The 22,553-nt window shown below is 42.9% G+C and carries 23 protein-coding genes and 1 pseudogene; 14 read left to right on the forward strand and 10 right to left on the reverse strand.

Annotated elements, in window-relative coordinates; translation table 11 throughout:
* Position 1 precedes the first annotated feature (1 nt).
* Positions 2-1,087 carry a hypothetical protein gene (locus FFM80_RS04630; protein ID WP_137639735.1) on the forward strand — a complete coding sequence of 362 codons (1,086 nt, stop codon included), beginning with the start codon at positions 2-4 and terminating at the stop codon, positions 1,085-1,087.
* A 179-nt stretch (positions 1,088-1,266) separates the two neighbouring features.
* Here the strand turns inward: FFM80_RS04630 and FFM80_RS04635 are convergent.
* Both FFM80_RS04635 and FFM80_RS04640 read right to left on the reverse strand, forming a co-directional pair.
* Positions 1,267-1,520 (reverse strand): annotated as a pseudogene (locus tag FFM80_RS04635) (Txe/YoeB family addiction module toxin).
* A gap of 3 nt (positions 1,521-1,523) precedes the next feature.
* Complete coding sequence (locus FFM80_RS04640; protein WP_137639736.1) at positions 1,524-1,802, reverse strand: type II toxin-antitoxin system RelB/DinJ family antitoxin; 279 nt, start codon at positions 1,800-1,802, stop codon at positions 1,524-1,526.
* A 467-nt stretch (positions 1,803-2,269) separates the two neighbouring features.
* Here FFM80_RS04640 and FFM80_RS04645 point away from each other — a divergent pair, with 467 nt between their 5' ends.
* Complete coding sequence (locus tag FFM80_RS04645; protein ID WP_171001035.1) at positions 2,270-5,728, forward strand: MucBP domain-containing protein; 3,459 nt, start codon at positions 2,270-2,272, stop codon at positions 5,726-5,728.
* A gap of 169 nt (positions 5,729-5,897) precedes the next feature.
* Positions 5,898-6,293, forward strand: coding sequence for an iron-sulfur cluster biosynthesis family protein (locus FFM80_RS04650; RefSeq protein WP_137639738.1), 396 nt, complete (start codon positions 5,898-5,900; stop codon positions 6,291-6,293).
* A 43-nt stretch (positions 6,294-6,336) separates the two neighbouring features.
* Here FFM80_RS04650 and FFM80_RS04655 read toward each other — a convergent pair whose 3' ends face one another.
* Positions 6,337-6,879, reverse strand: coding sequence for a TetR/AcrR family transcriptional regulator (locus tag FFM80_RS04655; RefSeq protein ID WP_137639739.1), 543 nt, complete (start codon positions 6,877-6,879; stop codon positions 6,337-6,339).
* A gap of 246 nt (positions 6,880-7,125) precedes the next feature.
* On the opposite strand from FFM80_RS04655, the gene FFM80_RS04660 reads away from it, so the two are divergent.
* From FFM80_RS04660 to FFM80_RS04670, 3 genes are all read left to right on the forward strand, one after another.
* Positions 7,126-7,596: a DUF2975 domain-containing protein gene (locus tag FFM80_RS04660; RefSeq protein ID WP_137639740.1), complete on the forward strand. Its 471-nt coding sequence runs from the start codon at positions 7,126-7,128 to the stop codon at positions 7,594-7,596.
* Entirely contained in the window at positions 7,593-7,814 is a 222-nt protein-coding gene (locus FFM80_RS04665) for a helix-turn-helix domain-containing protein (protein ID WP_137639741.1), read from the forward strand. The genes FFM80_RS04660 and FFM80_RS04665 overlap by 4 nt, the downstream gene beginning before the upstream one ends.
* A gap of 401 nt (positions 7,815-8,215) precedes the next feature.
* Positions 8,216-9,346 carry a GGDEF domain-containing protein gene (locus FFM80_RS04670; RefSeq protein ID WP_137639742.1) on the forward strand — a complete coding sequence of 377 codons (1,131 nt, stop codon included), beginning with the start codon at positions 8,216-8,218 and terminating at the stop codon, positions 9,344-9,346.
* A gap of 86 nt (positions 9,347-9,432) precedes the next feature.
* Here FFM80_RS04670 and FFM80_RS04675 read toward each other — a convergent pair whose 3' ends face one another.
* Positions 9,433-9,867 (reverse strand): MarR family winged helix-turn-helix transcriptional regulator, encoded by a 435-nt coding sequence (locus tag FFM80_RS04675; RefSeq protein WP_137639743.1) that lies wholly within the window; start codon positions 9,865-9,867, stop codon positions 9,433-9,435.
* A gap of 105 nt (positions 9,868-9,972) precedes the next feature.
* Between FFM80_RS04675 and FFM80_RS04680 the strand changes: the two genes are divergently transcribed.
* From FFM80_RS04680 to FFM80_RS04690, 3 genes are all read left to right on the forward strand, one after another.
* On the forward strand, positions 9,973-10,431 hold the full coding sequence (locus tag FFM80_RS04680) for a hypothetical protein (RefSeq protein ID WP_137639744.1): 459 nt from the start codon (positions 9,973-9,975) through the stop codon (positions 10,429-10,431).
* Positions 10,432-10,756: 325 nt separating this feature from the next.
* On the forward strand, positions 10,757-11,116 hold the full coding sequence (locus tag FFM80_RS04685; RefSeq protein WP_137639745.1) for a type II toxin-antitoxin system RelE/ParE family toxin: 360 nt from the start codon (positions 10,757-10,759) through the stop codon (positions 11,114-11,116).
* On the forward strand, positions 11,106-11,372 hold the full coding sequence (locus FFM80_RS04690; RefSeq protein ID WP_137634449.1) for a helix-turn-helix domain-containing protein: 267 nt from the start codon (positions 11,106-11,108) through the stop codon (positions 11,370-11,372). The genes FFM80_RS04685 and FFM80_RS04690 overlap by 11 nt, the downstream gene beginning before the upstream one ends.
* Positions 11,373-11,770: 398 nt before the next feature.
* Here FFM80_RS04690 and FFM80_RS04695 read toward each other — a convergent pair whose 3' ends face one another.
* Positions 11,771-13,594 (reverse strand): AAA family ATPase, encoded by a 1,824-nt coding sequence (locus tag FFM80_RS04695; protein WP_137639746.1) that lies wholly within the window; start codon positions 13,592-13,594, stop codon positions 11,771-11,773.
* A gap of 345 nt (positions 13,595-13,939) precedes the next feature.
* Positions 13,940-14,812, reverse strand: coding sequence for a LysR family transcriptional regulator (locus FFM80_RS04700; protein ID WP_137639747.1), 873 nt, complete (start codon positions 14,810-14,812; stop codon positions 13,940-13,942).
* 115 nt (positions 14,813-14,927) lie between these two features.
* Between FFM80_RS04700 and FFM80_RS04705 the strand changes: the two genes are divergently transcribed.
* Both FFM80_RS04705 and FFM80_RS04710 read left to right on the forward strand, forming a co-directional pair.
* Positions 14,928-15,797 carry an aldo/keto reductase gene (locus FFM80_RS04705; RefSeq protein WP_137639773.1) on the forward strand — a complete coding sequence of 290 codons (870 nt, stop codon included), beginning with the start codon at positions 14,928-14,930 and terminating at the stop codon, positions 15,795-15,797.
* A 12-nt stretch (positions 15,798-15,809) separates the two neighbouring features.
* Positions 15,810-16,676, forward strand: a complete 867-nt coding sequence (locus FFM80_RS04710) for an aldo/keto reductase (RefSeq protein ID WP_137639748.1) — start codon at positions 15,810-15,812, stop codon at positions 16,674-16,676.
* 61 nt (positions 16,677-16,737) lie between these two features.
* Here the strand turns inward: FFM80_RS04710 and FFM80_RS14800 are convergent, their stop codons facing one another.
* Positions 16,738-16,821: a hypothetical protein gene (locus tag FFM80_RS14800; RefSeq protein ID WP_379853064.1), complete on the reverse strand. Its 84-nt coding sequence runs from the start codon at positions 16,819-16,821 to the stop codon at positions 16,738-16,740.
* A complete protein-coding gene (locus tag FFM80_RS04715; protein WP_263390481.1) occupies positions 16,814-17,134 on the reverse strand; it encodes a tautomerase family protein in 321 nt (106 codons plus the stop codon). The genes FFM80_RS14800 and FFM80_RS04715 overlap by 8 nt, the downstream gene beginning before the upstream one ends.
* Before the next feature lie 265 nt (positions 17,135-17,399).
* Between FFM80_RS04715 and FFM80_RS04720 the strand changes: the two genes are divergently transcribed.
* Positions 17,400-19,028 carry an SWIM zinc finger family protein gene (locus tag FFM80_RS04720; RefSeq protein ID WP_137639749.1) on the forward strand — a complete coding sequence of 543 codons (1,629 nt, stop codon included), beginning with the start codon at positions 17,400-17,402 and terminating at the stop codon, positions 19,026-19,028.
* Positions 19,029-19,159: 131 nt separating this feature from the next.
* On the opposite strand, the gene FFM80_RS04725 is transcribed toward FFM80_RS04720, so the two are convergent.
* Positions 19,160-19,744 (reverse strand): hypothetical protein, encoded by a 585-nt coding sequence (locus FFM80_RS04725; protein WP_137639750.1) that lies wholly within the window; start codon positions 19,742-19,744, stop codon positions 19,160-19,162.
* A 305-nt stretch (positions 19,745-20,049) separates the two neighbouring features.
* On the opposite strand from FFM80_RS04725, the gene FFM80_RS04730 reads away from it, so the two are divergent.
* Positions 20,050-20,511, forward strand: a complete 462-nt coding sequence (locus tag FFM80_RS04730; protein WP_137639751.1) for a hypothetical protein — start codon at positions 20,050-20,052, stop codon at positions 20,509-20,511.
* A 174-nt stretch (positions 20,512-20,685) separates the two neighbouring features.
* Here FFM80_RS04730 and FFM80_RS04735 read toward each other — a convergent pair whose 3' ends face one another.
* Complete coding sequence (locus FFM80_RS04735; protein WP_307722452.1) at positions 20,686-20,970, reverse strand: type II toxin-antitoxin system YoeB family toxin; 285 nt, start codon at positions 20,968-20,970, stop codon at positions 20,686-20,688.
* Between the two features lie 86 nt (positions 20,971-21,056).
* Here FFM80_RS04735 and FFM80_RS04740 point away from each other — a divergent pair, with 86 nt between their 5' ends.
* Complete coding sequence (locus tag FFM80_RS04740) at positions 21,057-22,217, forward strand: DUF998 domain-containing protein (RefSeq protein WP_137639753.1); 1,161 nt, start codon at positions 21,057-21,059, stop codon at positions 22,215-22,217.
* The last annotated feature ends 336 nt before the right edge of the window (positions 22,218-22,553 follow it).

Genomic DNA, 22,553 nt, shown 5'->3' on the forward strand with positions numbered 1-22,553 from the left:
GTTGCCTAAATCATTATCAAAATTAGTTTTTCGTCAACATTGGCCACTTTTACTAGGGTTGCTGGTGGTTTTAGTCGGCGCTGGCGTGTTCCAAGGGTTAAGTGGGACTCAAATGTGGCATAGCCAAAATTCACCGGAATTTCGGCAAATGACGATTGATCATGAATTGCATTACCAGCGTGCGAGTCATCAGTATATCGACGGCGATGGTCGGCGGTATGCTTCAAAAAAAGCTTTTTATCGTGACTATCAGCAATCATTGCTTCAATTATATCGTCAAACACCGACTAAAAAGACCAATTCAATTCGTGGCATGTTCGGCACGGGTGTTAATGCATATTACTTTGTTATTGCCATGATTGCGGGTATTGCCATGATCTGGTCGACGCGTCGACGCTATTTAAATGAATTCTTACAAGGGGTCGGTTATCGGCGTACCCAGATCTATCAGCAGCAGACGCTGCTCTATGGGAGCACCACAGCCCTAGGGGTGATTATCGGGAGTTTAGCCAACTTAGCCATCTTGGCTGGCAGTATTCCACAGCGCTATTTTGCGTATTTTAAGTGGTCTTTTTGGTTGCGCGATTTAACCAATGATGTCTTGATGGCGGTAATGTTACTGTTAGTAGCCGGGTTGCTCCGCCTAACGATTAATAACGGGGTGATTGTCTTTGCGTTTCTCTTTGCAATGTATCTGGATTGGTGGTTACCGTTAGCGGTCTATCGGCAATCCGGAACGCACTATGGCGCTAACTTCTTATCACGAAACTGGGTCTTAGGGGATAGCCTAGTGGTCCTATTAGGTCTGGCTGCTTGGGTCGTGGCGCGCTGGTTGAGTCATCGTTATTCTAATGAACAACGCCAACAAGTCATTTTAGTCGCTGCACTACGACTGCCGGTAATCTTATTATTGAGCTTGCCGGTTGGCTTGCTGGTCAGTCAAGTTATTAATGGGTTGCTAGCCGCAGAACATGGCCTGATTAGCTTTGCCATTAGCTGGATCCTGGGAGTTGTTGGACTGATTGCATGGATTTATCGGCCTAAATGGAGTCAACGACTTTGGCAAATGGTTGCGATGTTACGCTAGTGGTTAATTAGTGAACTAAAATTAAGGCTAAATTGAGAGCCCAAGGGAATGAAGTGCAATTACTTTAATCCCTTGGGCTCTTTTTCTGCCTTAAATAGCTATAGATGAAGTATTTGACAAAAACGAAACGTGATTATCTGAGTCTGGGTAGATCGGTTAAGAAACTATAGCCGTTCGCTTTATTCATAATGGTTTTTGCAGGCAACCATGATTAAACGCTTGTCCTTAACTGCATAAACTAATCGATCTTTACTATTGATTCTTCTTGACCAGCCGTCTTGATACTTAATCGTTCGGGCTTTCCTATACCATTTCTTAATCCGTCTCGTTGGATTGACTTAATTAAATTGTTGATTCTTTTTAAAGTCTTGCGATCTTCGTTTTGCCAATCGATGTATTCAGTCCAAGCTTCATCTAGAAATTCAATTGGCATTGGCTATTCCTCACTGTTTTCTAAAAGGTGATGAGCATGAAGATCTTGGTTGCTATTCACTTTTTTAAAACGTCGGTTAAGTTCTGTTTGATTGGTTTTACTATAAAATGGATCTTTAACCTCAAACGGTAAGCCACCTTCAACAATACTCTTTTTAATGAAGATATTAATCGCAGTCGAAAGGTTAAGGCCAAGGTTATCGAATATTTTTGCAGCTTGTTCCTTATCCGCAGGGCTAGTTTTGACAGAAATTGAGACTTTCTTTTTTTCAGAATTTAACATAATGTTCACCTCATTAGAATAGTAACGAAACATGTACGTCCTATACTAATCAGAGCCTCCTGCATCTAAATAACCAAGAAATAGCGGTCATAGTCACTTTTTTATAGGACGATTCATTAGCTGGCAACTAGCTTATGGCCCCCCTAAATTCTTATGCGATTAAGGATATTATGCTTTTAAAACAATATATTTATGGTAAGATATAAGTATAGTATAAGTGCTTAATAATCATGGACGGATATTCTTTATATAACGTTTATTACAGGACCTGCTCGATTGCTGCAAATAGTTGTCAGATAACTATTCGCAGTACTTTGAAAGTTGATCTTTATACGTTTATTTAGACTTTTTTGGTGGTTATGGGTAATTTTTAAACCTTTAACAATGTGATTGAGGGACGCATTAATTTCAGGCTAGTTAGATTTTTGGACGTTCAATAGTTAAAAAAGATGCTAGGGGGATTCATTGTGAGTAACATAAAGCAACACTTTAAGATGTATAAAAAAGGTAAAAAGTGGCTAGTGGCGGGAATTGCAACTTCATTTTTAGTTCTCGGCGCCGGAAATGACTTAGTTGGTCACGCGGATACTGAAACGAGTACACCAGCCACAAATGATTCATCAGCCGAACAGGTAACGGCTACGCCAGCAGCGACGAAGACGGTCCCGCTTAAAGAAAAATCTACTACGGCAGCAACATCGAGCGTGGATCAGCCTGCCTCAACAAGTACGCCGACTGTTGAGACGCAATCGACTGCTGGTAGTGACGCTTCTTCGGCTACCAGTGAAACTAATGCACAGTCGGATACGTCAGCGACCTCAGCCGTGTCATCGGATACCGCGAGCGAAGCCAATAGTAATCAATCACAGTCATCTGCACACCCAACAGAAACCGAACAATCAGATTCAAGTGAGGTCGGTTCGGCGCAACCAGCTGCGGATCAGTCAACAGCTAGCACTGTCACATCAGCGGCGGCTGATCCTGAATCAGTTAAACAAGATGATAGCGCTAACAATTCAGCGACTACCAATAATATTAATCAAATCAAGGCCGTCACACCAATGCGGATGCGGGCTTTGGCCCAACCAGTAACTAAAGCAGCCGCTGAGACAATTGATCAATGGATGCCGAATAAAACCTTACAAACAGCCATCTTGAATGCTCTGAATAACGGCGAGTATGGTAAGACATGGGCTAGTGTGGCTGATATTCAGCAATCAGATTTAGCCTTATTGACTCGTTTAGATATGCAAGCTTATTCGTTTTACATTGATGGTAAAAGTTCGTTTTCACTAGCGGGATTACAATACGCGACTAATTTAACCTATTTAGATTTATTAAATAATCTGAATACAACGGTGCCATTCCGGGGCGATATCACGGATATTTCGCCACTAGCGGCTTTAAAAAACTTAACGTATCTTCAATTAGTCGGTCAACGTGTTTCGGACGTGACCCCATTAGCGAATTTAACTAAATTAGTTGATTTAAATCTCTCTAATAATGAGATTGATGATTTTTCATCACTAAATGCGGCCCAGTATACAAAATACTTTTACTATGGTAAGCAAGTTGTTGAGAAGCCAGCAGCTTATATTCCAGTTACCGGGAAATATACTTTGGTGAGTCCAGTGAAACCGCCTAAGGGTGTGACCTTCCATCTGGATGCTCCAGTCAACGGCTTGGCGGTCTACATTATTCCGGAAAATCAACCTAATCCAACGTTAAAACTTTATTACAATGGTGGGGAAGCAACGTTAACTGGTGATCAATTGTCTTTTCAAGTGATGAAAAACCAGATTATGCCAGGTCCGGCTAGTTTGCCTGGTTATACTGTTATTCAAAATCCATACACTTATTACATGATGGCAGTGTTCTTAGATGAAAGTGGCAATAACGTGGCTCAGTTGTTTATTCCCTATATTGTTGCAAACTACGCCAAAGACGTCACGGTCAATTATGTCGATGAACAAGGTAACGCGTTAGCGCCATCCGAGACGTTATCAGGTCTGATTGGTGAAAATTACACGGCCACGGCTAAAACGTTCACTGGCTATCAACTAGGTGACCAACCCACGATTATTACGGGCGCCTTTTCTGATGTTGAACAGACTGTGAACTTTGTTTATAAGATGGCTTATTCAACCGTGACCGTGCATTATCAAAATGCCAGTGGTCAGACTATCAAGCCAGATGCCACCGTTACTGGCCAGATTGGGACGGACTTCGCCATTGATCATCCAAGTATTCTTGGCTACACGTATGCGTCTACACAAGGCGAGGCGACTGGGACGTATGGTGACCAACCAACGGAAGTTACTTTCATTTACAATGCCGCTTATTCAGTTATCACCGTGCATTATCAAAATGCAGCTGGTGATACGATTCAAGCTTCAACGACCGTTACCGGCCAGATTGGAACGGACTATGCGATTGATTATCCCACAATTCTCGGTTACACCTATGATTCCACACAAGGTAATGCGACTGGAACATATTGGGAAACGCCGACAACCATCGTCTTTATTTATAAAGAAGCTTACTCAACGGTAACGGCGCATTATGTTGATTTGCAGGGTCGGTCGATTCGGGCAGATGAAGTCTTAACGGGTCAAGTGGGTACTGACTTTAATGTTAATTATCCAGAAATTCTAGGTTACACGTATCAGACGACGCAAGGTGCGACGACTGGGACGTATGGTGAGACGCCGTTAACCGTTACCTTTGTCTATCAAGCGGCTTATTCGTCAGTTTTAGTACATTATCAAACGACTGATGGGCAGCCGATTCAGCCGGATGCCACCATTACTGGTCAGATTGGGACTGATTATCAACTTAAGGCGCCAACGCTACTTGGTTATAAGTATCAATCAACCCAAGGTAACGCTAACGGCACTTATGGGGACACCCCAGCGGAAGTCACGTTTATCTATACCGTGGCTAAGTCAACCGTGACCGTGCACTATCAGGATGCTGCCGGTAAATCATTACAAGCTGACACGGTACTAACCGGTCAAGTTGGCTCGTCCTATCAAGTCACAGCGCCAACTTTATCAGGCTATCGGTATCAAAGTACGCAAGGTAATGCGACTGGCACTTATGGTGAGACGCCCATCGAAGTCACCTTTATCTATGACCAAGCGCACTCAACCGTGACCGTTCATTATCAAGATGAAGCTGGCCAAACGTTACAAGCTGACACCGTGTTAACGGGTCAAGTTGGGTCAACTTATCAATTGACGGTACCTGATATTGACGGCTATACGTACTTGGCAACGCGTGCTCAAACTAGCGGTGTCTACGGTGAAACGCCAATTGAAATGACCTTTGTTTATCGAGTGAATGCGGTGACCCCACCAGTCGTTACTCCAGATCAAGTGACAACGGTAACGGTGCATTATGTGACGGAAGATGGGACACAACTGGCGGCCGATAAGCTATTTACGGGTAAGCCGGGTGATGCGTATACCACGGCCGCGGCAACAATTAGTGGTTATCAATTGATTGCGCAACCGACTAATGCCAGTGGGACTTTAGGCACTGATGACTTTGACGTTACCTATGTCTATGAACCAGCGACTGATACGGGAGTTGGGGATCAGATTAATCCGGGTGACGGCGATGATGTTGATCTTCAGCAACCAGAGCCAGGCAAACCTGGAACTAAGCCAACTGCTAAGCAGCCGGTTACGTCTGGGCAGCCAACAACGGAAGCTTTAGCTGCTAGGATTACGCCAACGGCTAAGGCTCAGGTGGGAAAAGTCAAGTTGCAACCGGCGTCAACTGGTAAAACACCAGCTGCAACGCCACACGCCGCCGCAACTTTACCACAGACTGATGAAATTAAGACGTCACCGGCATGGGGTTTAGCGATTTTAGGTAGTTTGCTAGGCTTAGCTGGCTTGAAGCGGCGCCGTCATAACTAAATGATCGTAAAAGCGTGTTAGCATGGTCAATTTGACCAGCTAACACGCTTTTTGCAATCGCTCATCGGGAGGGCAATTGGCGAGGCTAAAAAGTGCTACTTACCTAATATCGGTGTATTATATAGGCGTAGATATATAAATGGAATTAAACAACAAAGGAGATTTTTAAATGACCCCAATTAAAATGAGTGATCGTCTGGTCACCTTATTACAACAGAAGCAATTTACGACGCAAAACCTAATCTTATTCGCTGATGACGGCGGTGGTAAATACTCGCTACATGGTGGCGCTTGCTCAATTGGCACCAAGTTTACGATTGCCGCAGTTGACCAGCCAGATCCAGAATATTCAGTACCTTTAGCCAATACGGCCAACTTGAAGTTATGGACGTCAACTTATGACTTGATTTTCTTCACGGATGGGCTGGTAATGGATTATCAACAAGGCCGGATTTCACTTAAAGACAATGCGCATATTTTAGATAATGCCGTTCAATTAGCCCACGGCGCTGAAATTCTAGCGGCGTTTGAACAAGGCGTTCCAGCCGATAATTTAACCTGTTAATTCCAAAAAAAAGACTGACAAACGCCTGTTTGTCAGTCTTTTTTTAAACACTAGCGGCTATCAGTTGCCAGATGGCTTCAAAGCGTTGCTGATAGTCAGGCAAGTTCCAAGTGGTGCTAAAGCTTGGTAACATGAATGTCGCAAACGCCGATAAGATGGCTTCAGCAGTCTGAGTATCCGTTGCGGGATAACCCATAATAGTGTTAATCGTTTGATAGGCCGGTTGCAAGACAGCCCGTAAGACCAGCGGATTGTTATCCACATAGCGGGTGTTCAAGGCAAACATCGGTGGGTTCGTGTTAAAGGCTTGTTTCTTGGCGTTGACCAAGTCCCAGAGCCAAGTGTGTAGTTGTTCAGTCGGGGTGGCAGCAGGTTTAGGCTGAACCTGAGTCAGAATTGTTTGGTTAAACCAAGTCATCGTGACGGCTTCCCAGAGGGCTTGCTTGTTTTTAAAGTGTTTATACAGGGCAGCATGCGTCATGCCGAGTTCTTTGGCAATCTGGGCCAAAGTAATATCGCTGCTACCAGTTTGGTCGATCAAGTCGGCCGCGGTTTGAATAATTCTATCACGAGTAGATTGGGTCATCGTTGTCGTCGTCCTTTCGTTTAGTTAAGGTTAGTTTAACATAGTTTTGACTGAAAGTTACTTTATATTGTTTTTGTAACTGAAAGTAGCTAAGTTCTAGCCACTTAACTTAATGTCCGAAGACGGTAGGTTTCGTTGGTAACCTAAATCATCTTTTAACTTGATCTTTATCGAAAGTTAATAAGTATTTATTGTTTATCGATAATAATTGCGTATAATTAAGTCAAAAGGTGAGGTGCACAAGAAATGAAAAAACGAACAAGTCTCTTAAAATTGGCGTTAGTCGTCATTAGTCTAGCCATCTTGTTGGCGGCAATTTTTGTCGTTCCCGTGATGATTCAGATGGGAAATAAGTATTTACAAGGGTGGGGCTATCCACTTGGGGTCGGCTTGTATGTTTTATTGGGGTTAGTTTTAGTGGCCATTGGGCAGTCTTGGCATTTGCTACGACTGATTGAACAACAAGCGGTCTTTTCGGTGGCTTCCGTCACAGCCCTAACTTGGATTAAAAGGTGTGCGTATGGTGTAACGGCAATTTTTGTGGTCACTTGGCCACTATTCTATGTGATTACTCAGGCTACCGATGCGCCGGGTATTTTACTAATGGCCATTATTTTGACGGGAATCGCGTTAATCATTGGTATTTTTGCCAGCATCTTAGCCCAGTTATTAGCGAATGCCGTGCAGCTTAAACATGAAAACGAGTTGACGATATGATTACTGTAAACTTAGATGTGATGTTAGCGAAGCGTAAGATGAGTTTGACTGAGTTGTCGCAAGCTGTTGGCATTACGATGGCCAATTTGTCTATTTTGAAGAATGATAAAGCCAAGGCCGTACGGTTTTCAACCTTAGCAGCTATTTGTCAGGTGTTGGATTGTCAGCCGGGGGATATTTTGGTTTATACAGCAAAACGAACTAACAGTGCCAGCTAGGCTAAATTAACGCAATTGAACAGTGACTGGTAACTAGGCTTTTAAGGCGGTTGCCAGCTAGTCAGATAAAAGTCTGGTTCAGTCATTTTAAGCGCTGAATCAGACTTTTGATCAATTATGAGGGTTGACCAAGCTGTTTTTACCCCTGATAAACTGTGGTAATTCGTTAATTTATGGGTAATAATTAAGGCATATACACAATTCAGGTGATTTAATCCTAACTCAGCCTTGACATTTTAGGGCAATAGCCTTTTACTAATAAGAGTATTACTGGTTAGTTTTTGAACAAGATCCGGCTTTTTATCGGTTTAAATAGCTAATGAGTAACCGTAAATTCAAATTAAATTACCAGGCGTTTGGTCTGGAAAACTAACAAACTAAGTAATAAAGAAGGTTGATCAATGACTTGGTCTAATTGGCACGTTGCGCCATTTTTAACCAGTGTTTTCTTTACTTTAGGGGTATTAACGCTTTATTGGGTGTCATTTAATTGGCTCACATCATGGTTGCGTTCACGACATATCTCGTTTGATGAAGATCGATTGAATGCGTGGTACGGTGTCATCTATATGGTGGTCTTTGTCTTTTCAATTCAGTTGATTATTGTGGGTAAAAACTACTCATGGCAGTTTATGAACTTTGAACTGATTGCGATTATTTTCTGTGCTTATTTTTTGAATATTCACATTCCATACTACTTTTTCTTCCCAATTCTGTTGGTCTATATGCTATTTGACCACTCAATCGGCTATTGGGAATCGTGGGGACATGCGCTGACGTTGGCGGTTTTCTTTACGATTTTAAACATCATTCGGGTAAAGTTCCAAGATCATCGATTGGCACCGCTGATTTATATGCTCGTCGGGGTACCGTTTGGCGGGATACTATGGTTATGGATGAAAATTAAGTTTAACTTCTCATGGGCCATTTATGGTCAAGAGTGGCTCTATTTGATTATTTTTGAAGGCTTGCTGTACATTTACGTCACGATGCTCTCACAAGATAGTCAAACTCGGTTAAGACTAGCCAATTTTGCTAGTCATGATGCGTTGACCCAGACGGAGAACTTTGCGGCCTACACGGGAGCCAGTCAGTACCTGTTCAAGGACAGTACGCAGCATCAACGGCCCTTATCAATGATGATGTTTGATATTGACCACTTCAAGTTGGTCAATGATACGTATGGGCATCTTGCCGGCGATCGGGTCTTACAGCAAGTGGCATTGACCGTACAAACGGTATTGGACGCTAACGATACCAAAGTTAAACTGTATCGAACCGGGGGTGAGGAGTTCAACATCCTGTTTCCTGGTTATATGGTCGCCCAAACGCAAACGATTGTGACCCAGATTTTTAGTGCGATCAATCATCAAACGATTCAATTCGGTGCCCGACAGATTGCCATTTCAATTTCAGTGGGTGTGTCAGCAGTAACGGTTGCGGATGGGTCGCCAATTGACTTTTATAATCGGGTCGATCATAACTTGTACAATTCTAAGCGGAATGGCCGGATGCGGATTACCAGTATCTGAGGAGACGTCAGTTCGTTAAAATAGTGATTGTTTCAAAAAAAGTAACTGCTGGATTAATTTCCGGTGGTTACTTTTTTAGTGACAACTTATTTAGATTGATCGAAGCGTTTGGCTTGCTCACTCCAAGCGGCTAAGTGGGTATAGATAGTCGCGAGGTCGGTCTCGCTAGTATCACCGAGGACTTGGTCCCAGAGCGCTTGTTTGATCTGCCGAATCGTTGTACACGCTTGGTCTCCGGCTGGTGTCGTCTTGATCCAGGTGGTGCGGTGATCGGTATCGTCAGGGGTTCTGGTGATATAACCAGCCTTTTCTAGACGCGTCATCTCACGACTAACCAGGCCTTTATTAATTGCCAGTTCAGTCGCAATTTGTTTAGCTGTGACTGGGGCGTATTCACCGATGAAAAGAAGAAAGTTCGCGTTACTAGCGTTGATTTCCGGGAGTGTTAGGTCATGCGTCATCGCAATTTGAAAGCGCCGATGCAAAGCGCCGATAAATTTGCCGAGTTTAGTAATGTCCAAAATAACGGTCCTCCTTTAGTTAAAACTATCATAGCATATAGTTGACAAATAAACTATATTTAGTTAAACTACAATAGTTGCTTTATCAACTATATGGAGGCTAAGATGACTTTTAAAAAACGGGTGCTTTTTACCCTACTAATGTGTATTGGTATGGCCAGCAGTATGAGCTGGCTAGGGATGGCAACTAAGATGGGAATTAATCAAGGCATGTGGCGCGTATTTGGCTTGGCACTACTGCCGACAATTGGCTTTGCGTTTGTGTTCAATTTTGTGGTGGTCAGTACGTTGACCCAATTATTGATCAAATGGCGAACTCGCAACATGGTCGATCAAACGATGATACTTTTGAAGGCGAATGCCATGCGTGGTTGGACGATGCTACTGGTGATGTGTTTTACAATGAGTACGCGCGCCTTAATGATGAATGGGACGCTGTTTCATATGACCATAACGCAATTTATTTTAGGGTTCTTCGGTACTCTGACGATGGCTTATTTCGTCCGGAATATTTTTATCATGCCGTTGGTCCGGAAAATTTTAGCACAGGTGATGCCAGATTAAGTCGTCTGGCCGGATACTTGGACGATAATAAAAAAACTAAAAGTTGAAAGTTAATACTATACAAAAATAGACATGAATCACTTCATATTTGTATACTTAAAGTGCCTAAACTTAAACGTACAGAGGCGTGTCATATCCGTGTCTACTCTATACAATATAATACTACCCACGGATTGTTGATGACTAATCCGGGTAAATAGTTTTTATTATTTTGTTGTACTGATCTCAGAACATGCCTGTCAGTATTCAGTATTGATCAGATATGTCCAAAAGATCAATAATTCCCATTTTGAATTAAAAAGTCAATATATGATATAATACAATTATGGAAAAGATAGAATTTCAGACATATGTGCGACCTAACGGACATGATGAATTTGTAGAGTGGGTAAAATCTTTGCCTGTCAAGGATAGAGCTAAGCTATTACAAACACTTTCTAAAATAGAGGGCAACGGTCTATTAGTAGCTCAAAGACTGAAATGGGTTAAAAAGATCGATGTCAATCTATATGAAGTTAGGAGTAAGGTAGGTTCAAATATCCAACGAGCTTTATATTTCCATATTGTGCGGGGTGAGTATCTGATCACCCATGGTTTTACGAAGAAAACGCAGAAGACGCCCATTCGCGAAATAGAACATGCAAAGGAACTCAGAAAGGAATGGCATGATAACAATGAAAGTTGATAGTCTGATTACAGAAGAACTAAAAAATTCTGAGTTTGCTGCAGCCTACCGTGATGAGGGAGAGTTGCTTGATACGGCTATTGCCCTTTATCACGCTCGTGAATTAGCAGGCTTAACTCAGGCCGAGCTGGCGGAACGAGCTTCGACAACGCAATCTACTATTGCCAGAATTGAACGTGGTGACAATGTGTCGTTCAGCAAGTACGCACAAATTGCACATGCATTAGGCAAGCGTGTAAAAGTTAGCTTTGAATAAAAATCTTTATTTTTGGACCATCTCACAGCTGACCCTGCATTCGTATTGCTGCCATACTATAGTCACGTGGAACCTATGAACGATGAATGATTTTAGAAATAGGAGAAAAAATGAAAAAGTTGGGTTTGGTGTATCACTTGAGAAAGGTGATTTCAAACTAGAAATTCCAAAAATTGTGCACTTTATCTAAAGGTTGAAAGTTAATAATGTACAGTAAAGGGGCTTATGTCACAGCCCCAATGCGCAATAAATCAGGAAATACTAATATTCAATGCCACAGGTCTTTTGTATCAAGGTGTGTGGTTTGTTTTGTGCTTTTAATCTTTAGACAAAAAACTCATGCTGACTGTAACTAAGTGATAGTCAACATGAGTTTTTTATATAGTGGTGTTTTGAATTTAGTCTATTGGCCCTGAATCAGTTATTAATGTTAACGTTTTGGTGCCGCGCGAAGTGGCCACATAGCGACGATGATCGCCAGTTTCAGTATCCAAATAATAAGGATTCGTCCAATCGACAATGATCGCATGATCAAATTCTAGGCCTTTAGCAACCGGCAATGCCATCAGATTAAGCCCCGGTTGCACCGTTTGATGGCCGGCAGCTGTCAAATGATGGGCAATTGGAAACTGGGTTGCTAGCGTATCAGCACTAGCTTGATTAGGAGTAATAATGCCTACACTTTGGCCGTTTTGGATGGGTAACTGATCAAGCACCGATTTTAAATCCGCGGTGGTGACTGTTTGTGGTGTCAGACCATTGGCTTGCACAGCTTTAATTCGCGATTGCCAATCACCAGCGAATTGCGCAAAATAGGTCGTAATGGCCCCAGTCGCTCGATAACTAGTGGTTAATTGGAGCGGCTGAATCGTCTGATTGGTGAAATAGGCGGCAATGTCTGGTGCTTGGCCGGTTAAACGTTGCCGATGATCACCAACAATTGTCAGTTGCGCTTTAGTGAATAACGCTTGTAGCATCAGCCAAGTATCAGCATCATAATCTTGGGCTTCATCGACAAAAAGCGCGGCGGTAGTGGTTTGTTGATAGTTGGTGATTTTAATTAAGAGATAGAGTTGGTCATAGGTGGTTAGGGTCGCCAAGTGCCATTGCGCAGCTAACGCGTCCCAGTCTAACCAGTGACTGACATCTGCAGGTAATTGCTGCATTGCCGTTAGCCATCGCCAAGCATGTTGCATGCGATTTAAAAATGAGTCTTGGCTGTCAGTTTGGGCATAAGCTTGTGGTGATAACCCTGCCGGGGTCGGAAGGAAGGGCTGTTGCAACAAACGATCCAAGGTTGCCAGATGGTTATCAGCTAGGTTAGTCACTGTTAACCCCAAGCGAGTACCGACTGCTTGGATTAAGTTGGCGTAAGTACTAGTCAATGGTTCAGCTTCACCCAGGGCTGGTAACACGCCGCGAATATAGCGACTAAAAGCGGTATTCGGTGTCAAAATCAAGATGTCGGCACTGGTCCAAGTGTCGCGGTGACGGTAAAGTTGGTAAGCCACGCGTTGTAGTAATACCGAGGTCTTACCACTACCAGCAACGCCGTCAACTAGCACAACTTGATGGGTGCTTTCACGAATAATGGCGTTTTGTTCTTGTTGAATGGTGGCAGTGATCTCTTGTAAGCCACCGCTACGGTTCTCAGCTAAGACGGCTAACAGTAACGGGTCACCAATCGCTGATTGCGTATTGACGACTTGTAACAATTGATCGTGGTCAATCACGAATTGCTGCCGCGCTAGCACAGTGACGGGAATGTCACGACCGTTTGCCTGATAACTGGTTGCGCCAGTGCGATTGGCGTAATAGGCATCGGCGACTGGGGCGCGCCAATCATAGACTAAGTCGTTGGCTTGGGCATCGATATAGCCGACTTTGCCTAAGTGGTAGGCTTCAGGGTCATCGTCACCATAGTCTAATTGTAGTTTAGCAAAATAAGCTTGTGGCAATAATAATTTGGCATGGGCCAGTCGGGTCGCCGCTGTTTGTGCGCGGGTATTTAAGGTATCGATTTGGCGGTTATTGGCTTCGATACTGGCAAAGGTATCCAGCGTTTCAGTGTAGGTGCCCAAATCCAGATGACCGTCCGTTCCCAGTTGGCGTTTGACTTGCTTCGCTTCCGTGGACAAGTCGGCCAATTGGGTCGTAAGCGTCGCAATATCGTGTTGAAATTGTTGGTACAGCTTGTGCAAATGTTGGGTTTCAGTTAACATGTTGCCACCACCTCCGAGCTACTAGTTTACACGCTTCGTGCTAAATTAATAGTCTATTTTTGGTAGCGTTAGCATGGTATAATAAAGACAAGGAAAAGTACCGTTGTTAGATTTGAACTGACTTTAAAAGCCATCGCCGATTTTGGAGCGATGGCTTTTTTATGAATTAAAGAATAAAAAATTAACTATCATTTTTTAAGGCGTAATGGCTAGCTCTGTAATTGGTAGCTTGTGGGTACCAACTAATTAAAAATAAAAAAATAGTTGGTTATTGTTAATAGCAAGAACTGATAATATCAGTCTTCGATACTGTCTAACGACCAACCTTGTCAGTAAACGGCTTGGCTAGCTAGTGGGCCATTTTTTAACTAAAGCGCTAATTAATGGTTTGACGCGGGCCTGCTGAGTTTTAAGATAAGCCGCGTAAATCGGCATTTGGGCATTCGCATCACTGATGGGGATTTCCACGCGACTATCATCGACGGTTAGTCGCGAATGATACGCGGTGTAGAATTGCGCAAGATTGGTGCTGAAGTATGGAAAGTCGGCGTATTCGGTGATCTCGGCTAAGGCGTCGAATTCTTTCTGGTAAAAAAACTTAGCATCGGGAATGGCTTGTTGAATGATGTCGCGCCACGGGCCAATTTTACTCAAAACAATAAAACTTAAGCCAGCCAGTTCTTTAAAGGTAATCTGGGATTGATTGGCTTGATACATAAATTTGTTCAAATTAACGGCTAGCTGTTCAGTCCCAATTAACTGACTTTTAATAGCTGTCGTTTGTAAAGGCTTGGCGGTAAACATTAAAGTTGCTGCGTTGCTGGTTAATGTTGTGGTCACGTCAGTTGGTGTTACTAACTCAGCATTAATGGTCAATCTGAATTGATCATTAAACAACGGCAAAAGATACAACGGTCCAGGAATCGTCGTGCCAACTGTAATGGTTCGTTGTGTTTGATCAAAGTTTTGAATCTGCGTCACAAATTGATCTTGAGCCGTTAAGAGTTCTCGTGCTTGCTGTGCTGCGAGTTGACCAGTCGCGGTTAGGCTAAGCCGGTTGGGTTGACGATCGAATAAGATGACACCTAGATCAGTCTCCAGCTTTTGCATGCCACGGGTAATCGTCGGCTGGGTGACGTTTAATTTAGCGGCGGTCGCAGCCAATGTCCCGGTCTCGGCAAACGTCACGAGTTCTGCTAATAAGTAAGTTTCAAGCATGAGTTCACTTCCCAGTATACGTTACTAGTATACTAGCATGCTTAACTAGTAATTTTCAAATTCGCAGTCCGGGTCTAAACTAGCTTTATTCAGAAAAAAGTGAGGACTTAAAATGATGACAACTATTCCAACAGTAACTTTAAATAACGGCGTTGAGATGCCCCAACTGGGCTTTGGGGTCTTTCAAGTGCCAGATTTAGCCGAATGTGAAGCGGCCGTCAGTGATGCCTTGGCAGCCGGTTATCGATTAATCGATACCGCGACCGCGTATCAAAACGAAGCCGCAGTCGGGCGGGCCATTCAAAAGAGCGGAATTGACCGTAAAGACTTATTTATTACGTCGAAACTCTGGGTCTCTGAATTCACCTATGAACGGGCGAAGCAAGGGATCGATGAGTCACTACAACGGTTAGGCTTGGATTATATGGACCTCTACTTGCTACACCAACCCTATGGTGACACGATGGGGGCTTGGCGTGCTTTGGAAGAAGCCTACCACGCTGGCAAGATTCGGGCGATCGGCGTCTCGAACTTCTATGCGGATCAATTAAAAAATCTAGAATTAACGATGACGGTCCAACCAGCCTTGAACCAAATCGAAGTTAACCCTTGGTATCAACAGCCTAAAGAAGTGCAATTCAATCAGCATGAACAAGTTCGGGTGGAAGCTTGGGCCCCATTTGCAGAAGGCAAACAAGGGCTCTTTACGAATGCAACCATTGCTAAAATTGCACAGGCTCATGGTAAGTCGAATGGGCAAGTTATCCTACGGTGGTTATTACAACGCGGGATTACCGTTATTCCCAAGTCGGTTCATCGCAGTCGCATGGTTGAAAACATGGCTGTGTTTGACTTTGAGTTAAGTGACGCTGAGATGCAGACGATGGCAAGCTTAGATCAAGGGGTGAGCCAATTCTTTGACCACCGTGATCCGGTCACCATTGAACAGATCTTTGGCGCTAGTTTGAAAAAGTTACATGAATAAGCGAGGACATTAATGATGACAACACCGACAATTAAATTAAATGATGGTCATGAAATTCCAGCGATTGGTTTCGGTACGTTCCAGATCCCAAATGACGGGTCGACGTATGCGGCGGTTAAAGCAGCGTTAGCGGTCGGGTATCGACATATCGATACCGCCGTAGCTTACTTTAACGAGGCTGAAGTCGGCCGGGCCGTTCGTGATAGTGGGATTCCGCGTGAACAAATTTGGGTAACCAGTAAGTTATGGCTACAAGACTTTGGTTTTGAAGCCGCTACAAAAGCGATTGACGTTTCCTTACAGCAGTTAGGCTTGGATTATATGGATCTCTACTTGATTCACCAACCTTATGGCGATGTGCCTGGGGCTTGGCGAGCAATGGAAGCCGCGCAAAAAGCGGGTAAAATTCGGTCAATCGGGGTCTCCAATATGACGCCTAAAATTTGGCAACAATTCGTACCGCAATTTGAAACGTTGCCGGCCGTGAACCAAGTGGAATTTAATCCTTACTTCCAACAACGGGCGTTACGGGATTTGATTACTCCCGCTGGCGTTAAACTAGAAGCGTGGGCGCCCTTGGGTCAAGGCAATCAGGCTTTATTGACTGATCCTGTCGTGGTTAAGCTAGCCCAAAAGTATGGTAAAGATGTGGGTCAAGTGATCTTACGTTTTGAAAACCAAAGTGGGATTATCGTCTTCCCCAAGTCGGTTCATGCCAGTCGAATTAAGAGTAATCTGGATATTTTTGACTTTGAATTGACCGCTGATGAGATGGCTGAAATGCGGGCATTAGATCAGAATAAGGGACAGCATGATCCGGATGCGGCGGGTGTTAAGGACATGTTACTGCAGGCTTTTGATGTCCATGCTAATGATTAACTAAATTTGTGACAAATGAAAATCCGGTATGACCTTGTTTAAAAGGATACCGGATTTTTTGTCAATCTAATTTGCCGTTCATGAATTGCGCTTCACCATTGCCAAAGCTCCAATCAGCTTTCGTATTGCTGACAAGATTAATCATTACATCGGCAGGATCGACGTCGGCACCAACCAACTTGGAGTGCTTTTACCAAGTGTGCGTAAAAACGCCGCTTATCGGCTTCTGCGCGGGGACTAGAAGTTAAACTGAACATTAGGAACTTTTCAGTCCGTTCAAAGCCTAAGCCAACATCTTCAATAATCATTTCTTCCGGATCATGTTGAGTGACAATCTGGTAACGATCACGGAGCAATAAGTGTAATTCTTCCGTGGCAACTTTGTAGGCAATATCTAAAATAGTCTTAATTTCAGTTTTGCTGCGACCGCGGAACATATCAATTCGCATTAATGGCATTTTACAGGCACTCCTTCGATTGGTTGCGTTTATTTTCGATTAGCTTAGCACTGTTCAGTGACTGAATAAACTAAAGTTACTTATTAATTGTGAGCTAGCTAATCACAAGACTTAGTTTAGTCGGTTTGTTGTTGAAAAGACTTGATAATTATCAAGTGCAAATAGCCTGAATCGGTGAAGTTTTTAGTTCTTTTATCAAAAATAAAACGATTCCATAAATTAATTTGTTATGATAGGTATAAATATTTAAAAGGAGTTGCAGCAAATGGATTGGGAAGGCTTATTTGCGCCACAGATTTTAGATCGTGGTTTGGATTACTACCAGCGTGGGTTAGTCACTAACTTTGTCACAACTAAAGGACAAATTCAGGCCAATGTTCTCGGAACTGAAAGATATCGAGTGACATTGACAGTGCAAGATGATCAGTTAGTAGATGCAGATTGTGACTGCCCTTATGCGGCAGAGGGTGAATATTGTAAACACATGGCTGCTGTTTTATTTATGTTAGATGAAACACCGACTACGCCAGCAGTGGCAGCCGCTGATATTAATGACTTAGTGGCCCAAGCAGATGACCAGCAAGTGCGTACCTTTTTGACAACGTTATTACAAGCTGATAATCGTTTAGTCTTGCGGTTTAAAGCCACATTAGGTCAAAAGATGACGACTGATTTAGGCGATTATCGGCAACAAATCGACGATATATTCAACGCTTATATGGATCGTTATGGTTTTATTGACTATGAATCGGCTAGTGATTTTGAAGTCGATCTGACTGATTTCATGACGACTGATATTGCCGACTTGATTAGTCCTGAACAAGTTGACCTACCAAGTACGTTGCTTGAAGAAATCATGATCAAGCTTGCCCAACTTGAGATTGATGACTCTGATGGTGAGTTAATGATGCTAATGGACAATTGTAGCGATGTTTGGCAACAAATTTTGGAACAAGCAAATTTACCTGCAAAACGGCAATTGTTTGATTGGTTGCGTAGTCAGTTAACTGAAAAAATGGCCTTACTTGAAGAGGTGATCGAAGACCTACTCTTTGATAACTTTAAAGAATCGGAATTTATGGCAACCAAACTGACCTGGACGGCCGAAAAACTGAAACAGGCAAAAAAGATTGACGATGATTGGGTAAGTAGTTTGACCGCTGAAAAGTGGGCCTTGTATCATGTTCAAACTTTAGTCGCGTTAAAACGACCGAATGCTGAAATTGACCAATTTTTTCAAGAAAACAGTCAATATAGTCGAGTACGCCAGTATATTATTGATCGTTGTATACAGCAATATGATTTTGATCGGGCAATTCAGTTATTAAAAGCTGGTAAGCAGCAGGCCAATGGAATCATCAGACGCCAGTTTAGTGTTCAGTTAAAGGACCTATTCCACCAATTAAAACGACCAGCAGATTACCAACAAGCCTTATGGTCGTTACTGACGACTGATACATCGGTTGATATGGGGCTTTACCATGACTATAAGCGATTATTTTCTGACAATCAGTGGCCGGTTGAGCGGGAAAAGCTTTTGTCAGCGATAAAAGAATATGTTGATATTAAACCAATCCTAGCTGATGAACGACTCCTGCAACCATTGTTGACCGCCGTTTTAGCAGATGATGGCTTAGAGAGTGTCCAAACTTATGAAAAATTGTTAAAACCAAAATTTGCTAAAGCGTTATTGACTAAGTATGTCGTCACACTGCAAGCAATGGCCGAAAAAACAGGCGGTCGCAAGTATTATCAGCAACTAGTGGCAATTTTAAGACGGATGCTACGCTACCCACAAGGAAAATCGGTCGTGGTGCAAGTGATTGCTGACTGGCGTGAACGTTATGGTCGACGCCGAGCGATGATGGATGAATTAGATCGGTTGGACATTTGAATTTATTGAGAAGACGTGTGAACATAGATTAATTAGTTTGAAAATAGGATGATTTTATAAAAACCGCGCTATGATTGCGTCAAAATGCAGTCATAGCGCGGTTAGTTTGTCAGAGATTAATTAGCTTACGATTAATACCGAGGTCGGCGTGGTGATTGTTGATAACCAGCGGCCTGTGCCGCAGCTTCATCAGCGAATGGCACGGCATTGCGGGGACGGTAACCACGGTAATTTTGGGCTGGCATGTAATAGAGCATGGTACGTGAATCGCCCCAAACCCGTGAATCACCGGCAGTGGACACTTTATTATCAGGGACCCCTGTGGTTGTTGGGTGGGTCTGCGTGGTAGTGCTGCTAGTTGCTGAAGATGTGGCAGTGACACTGGAACTGGACGCTGCCGAACTTGAACTTGCTTGGGTAACCCTACTTGCAGAACTAGTGTCTGATTCTGAATCACTAGTAGCAGTATCTGATGATTCGGATTCACTGTCAGAATTTTCATCGGCACTGCTTGAATCTTTATCTTCATCCTCGTCTTCGTCGATACTATTCGAATCTTTATCCTCCTCATCATCTTTATCGGTTGTGTGCGAAACAGATTCAGTTGCCGAGTCATCGTTTGAGTCAGTGGTGGTGTCGCTCGTCTGACAACCAATCAAAAGAACACTCAGCATCACCAATATTAATCCTAAACACAACTGTTTAACGCTTTTCAAAATAAATTCCTCCATAAATATAAAATATTCGTGAGTTTTGCTCACTACATCTGTACAGATACGCATTTATGCGAAGTCTCCGTTTTTTATTTTTTTAAAATTAATCAAGCAAATCATGGCATGTCTATCAATAGGTTAAGCACGGTTAAGACAAGTGGATATTTTAAGCGCAAACAGAACAACGGAAAATTTTGCAAAACTGACTTAGTAAGTGATGGGTTGCAAGCGAACCTCTAGGGTTACTTATTGGTGCAGGACTGATAGAATAGATAAGGTAAGAATAAGTGAAATGAGGTGAAATAAGCATGCTACTATTAAATTTATTATTAGCCTATTTGGTTTTGCGTAACGTGGTGATAGAATCGCAACTGGAATTGCGCTCGAAGTACCGCTGGGGGCAAATCGTGGTGGCGGCGCTATTACTAATCTGGAGTGCTTATGGTGGCTTGACGGACTTCGCCGACTTATTATTCTGGTCCTTATTTATGATGATTAATATTATGATGGGAACGGGTGGCTTGGCCGCCAAAAACTTGGTGTTACCAGGGGCCTGGTTCCGGCGAACCATTGCCTTTGACAAGATTACCGGCATTCAAATTGCGGCGATTCCCGCATTGAATCAGAAAAAACGTGTCATCGTTAAATTTGGTTTAGAGTCGCGCCGTGAAATCAATATGATCTTCACCGGAACTGTCGCGACGGTGAAAGCAGCGTTGCAAAAGCGGATCGGTCAAAAAGTGGCGATTGAAGTTTCAAAGTTTCAATAAAGCTAACGAGTTAACGCTAACGATAAATGGGTTGCTGGTGTTTAAACTTATTCGTCTTGTTAACAATAATTGCTGTTTAGAATAAAGTGTAACTAAAACGAATCGCTTAGATTGGACGTAAGTTCAGTCTAAGCGATTTGTTGTTAAATTGAGATTGCAAATAAATAATACTTGCTATTTATCATAGTGAAACCGACAGTGTGCAATAAACAAGATTTCTTGAATAATGTAGTAAACTAGTCGATTTTCTTTATCGATTCGTCGTGACCAACCATTGTCGATGCGATATTGTAGATGTTCAGGCTTTCCTAGCCCGGTGATTTTCCGGCTTAGATACCCCCGGCTTGTGGAGGACCGCACTTGGCTTCCAAATGTGGCCACCGTGTTCCAGCCGATTCCGGGCCAACCAGAGTGACAGCTTAATCCAACTAGCACCAAGGGTACGCTTTTAACTAGCACTAACAATAATTAATGGTAGAAATCCATTATTATCGTGTGGCTTTTGCTATAATTAATCTAATTGAGTTTAGATGGCGGAGGAACACATGGAAAAACCAGATTTTCAGTTAAAAATTCCGGCTGAGGTTGGAGAGCAGCTTAAGCTGCAAGACCAAACAACGGCTAAACTAGTTGTTAAGCGGGGACGACTAGTGGTTCAGATTGAAGAGTCACGGCGCAACTTGCTACAACGATGGGCAATCTTATGGCCACTATTATTGGCGCTAGTGGCTAGTATGAGTTATAGTGCCTATTGCATTTGGCAGAAGACGCGGTATGTAAAGTTGTCTGGCGACAATTCGTTAGCGACCGGGATCATTATTTTAGGCACGATTATGGGAACCATCTTATTTGCGGGGTTCCTGATTGGAGACCGCAAGAATCCGCATAATCATTTTGTGAAGAATGTTTATTGGCGTAACTTTCCGGTCATCGTGCTGTCTTTTGCGCTGATTTTAGCACTGTTTTTGATTGGGAGCATGTGGCTGTTGGGCATGCTGTTTCGAGGGGCCAGCTTTGATTACTTGACGGCTAGTATTATTGTCTTTGTGTTCAGTCTGTTTAGTAATTTAGCGATGGTCTATTTTGCCCAGGCGATGGATGTGAACGTCTTATCAACGGTGTTAACTGTAGTCATCATTAGTGGCGTGGTGATTTCAATGGCGGTCAATAATGAACGGTATTGGTGGCAACATAACCTCAGCTTTTTAGGGACTAGTCATGCGTCCAGTGGCTGGCAATTTAACACTACATTGATTTTTTCGGCGTTGCTCATGATTGCTTTGGTCGATTACTTATTCGTTAGTTTACAAGCGGCATACCCACAATCACGACGTTTATTCGTCTTACGAGGACTCCTGACGATGACGGCGATTGACCTAGGGCTCGTGGGAGTCTTCCCCAATAACGTCTCGTCACACTGGCTGCACGATCAGTTTGCCATGTTCTTGGTTTATCTGATTATCGGCTTGATTGTAGGGATACGGTGGTTATTACCACAAATTACCAAAGACTTTCTCTACCTATCCTATGGAATTGGGGTGGCTTTAGTGGTGGCAGAAATTCTCTATCAGGGAATTGGTTACTTCTCGTTAACCGCGTTTGAAATGGTGGCGTTTGCGCTGGCATTCGGTTGGTTATTGATCTTGTTAGATCGAATCGAAACGATCGTTGATACGGGGATCGAAAGTCAAATTATTAAAGACTAGTCATTGGGTGAGTTAAAAAATAATCGTCGTTACGCTAAGTGATTGCTTAGTGTAACGGCTTTTTTTAACCAGTGTGCGGGAATTAATTTGGAATAAGATAGGTAAACTTACTATAAAATAGCAATAATTTAAAATAATTATGGCAATATAACCGGTTTAAATTAGTTAAGCGGGTCAAACAAATGGCTAGCTAAGCGCTCTGATCGCGATCACTTTTCATTATAATTAATCGTTATCGTTTTTTCGGTTATTTTTAGTTTCAAACACTGACAACTGGTCAATGATAAGAATATTTATAATTAAAATTAATACCTAAAGGTACAGTCAGCCATGATG

The sequence above is a fragment of the Lactiplantibacillus dongliensis genome (assembly GCF_005405105.1).
Classification (GTDB): domain Bacteria; phylum Bacillota; class Bacilli; order Lactobacillales; family Lactobacillaceae; genus Lactiplantibacillus; species Lactiplantibacillus dongliensis.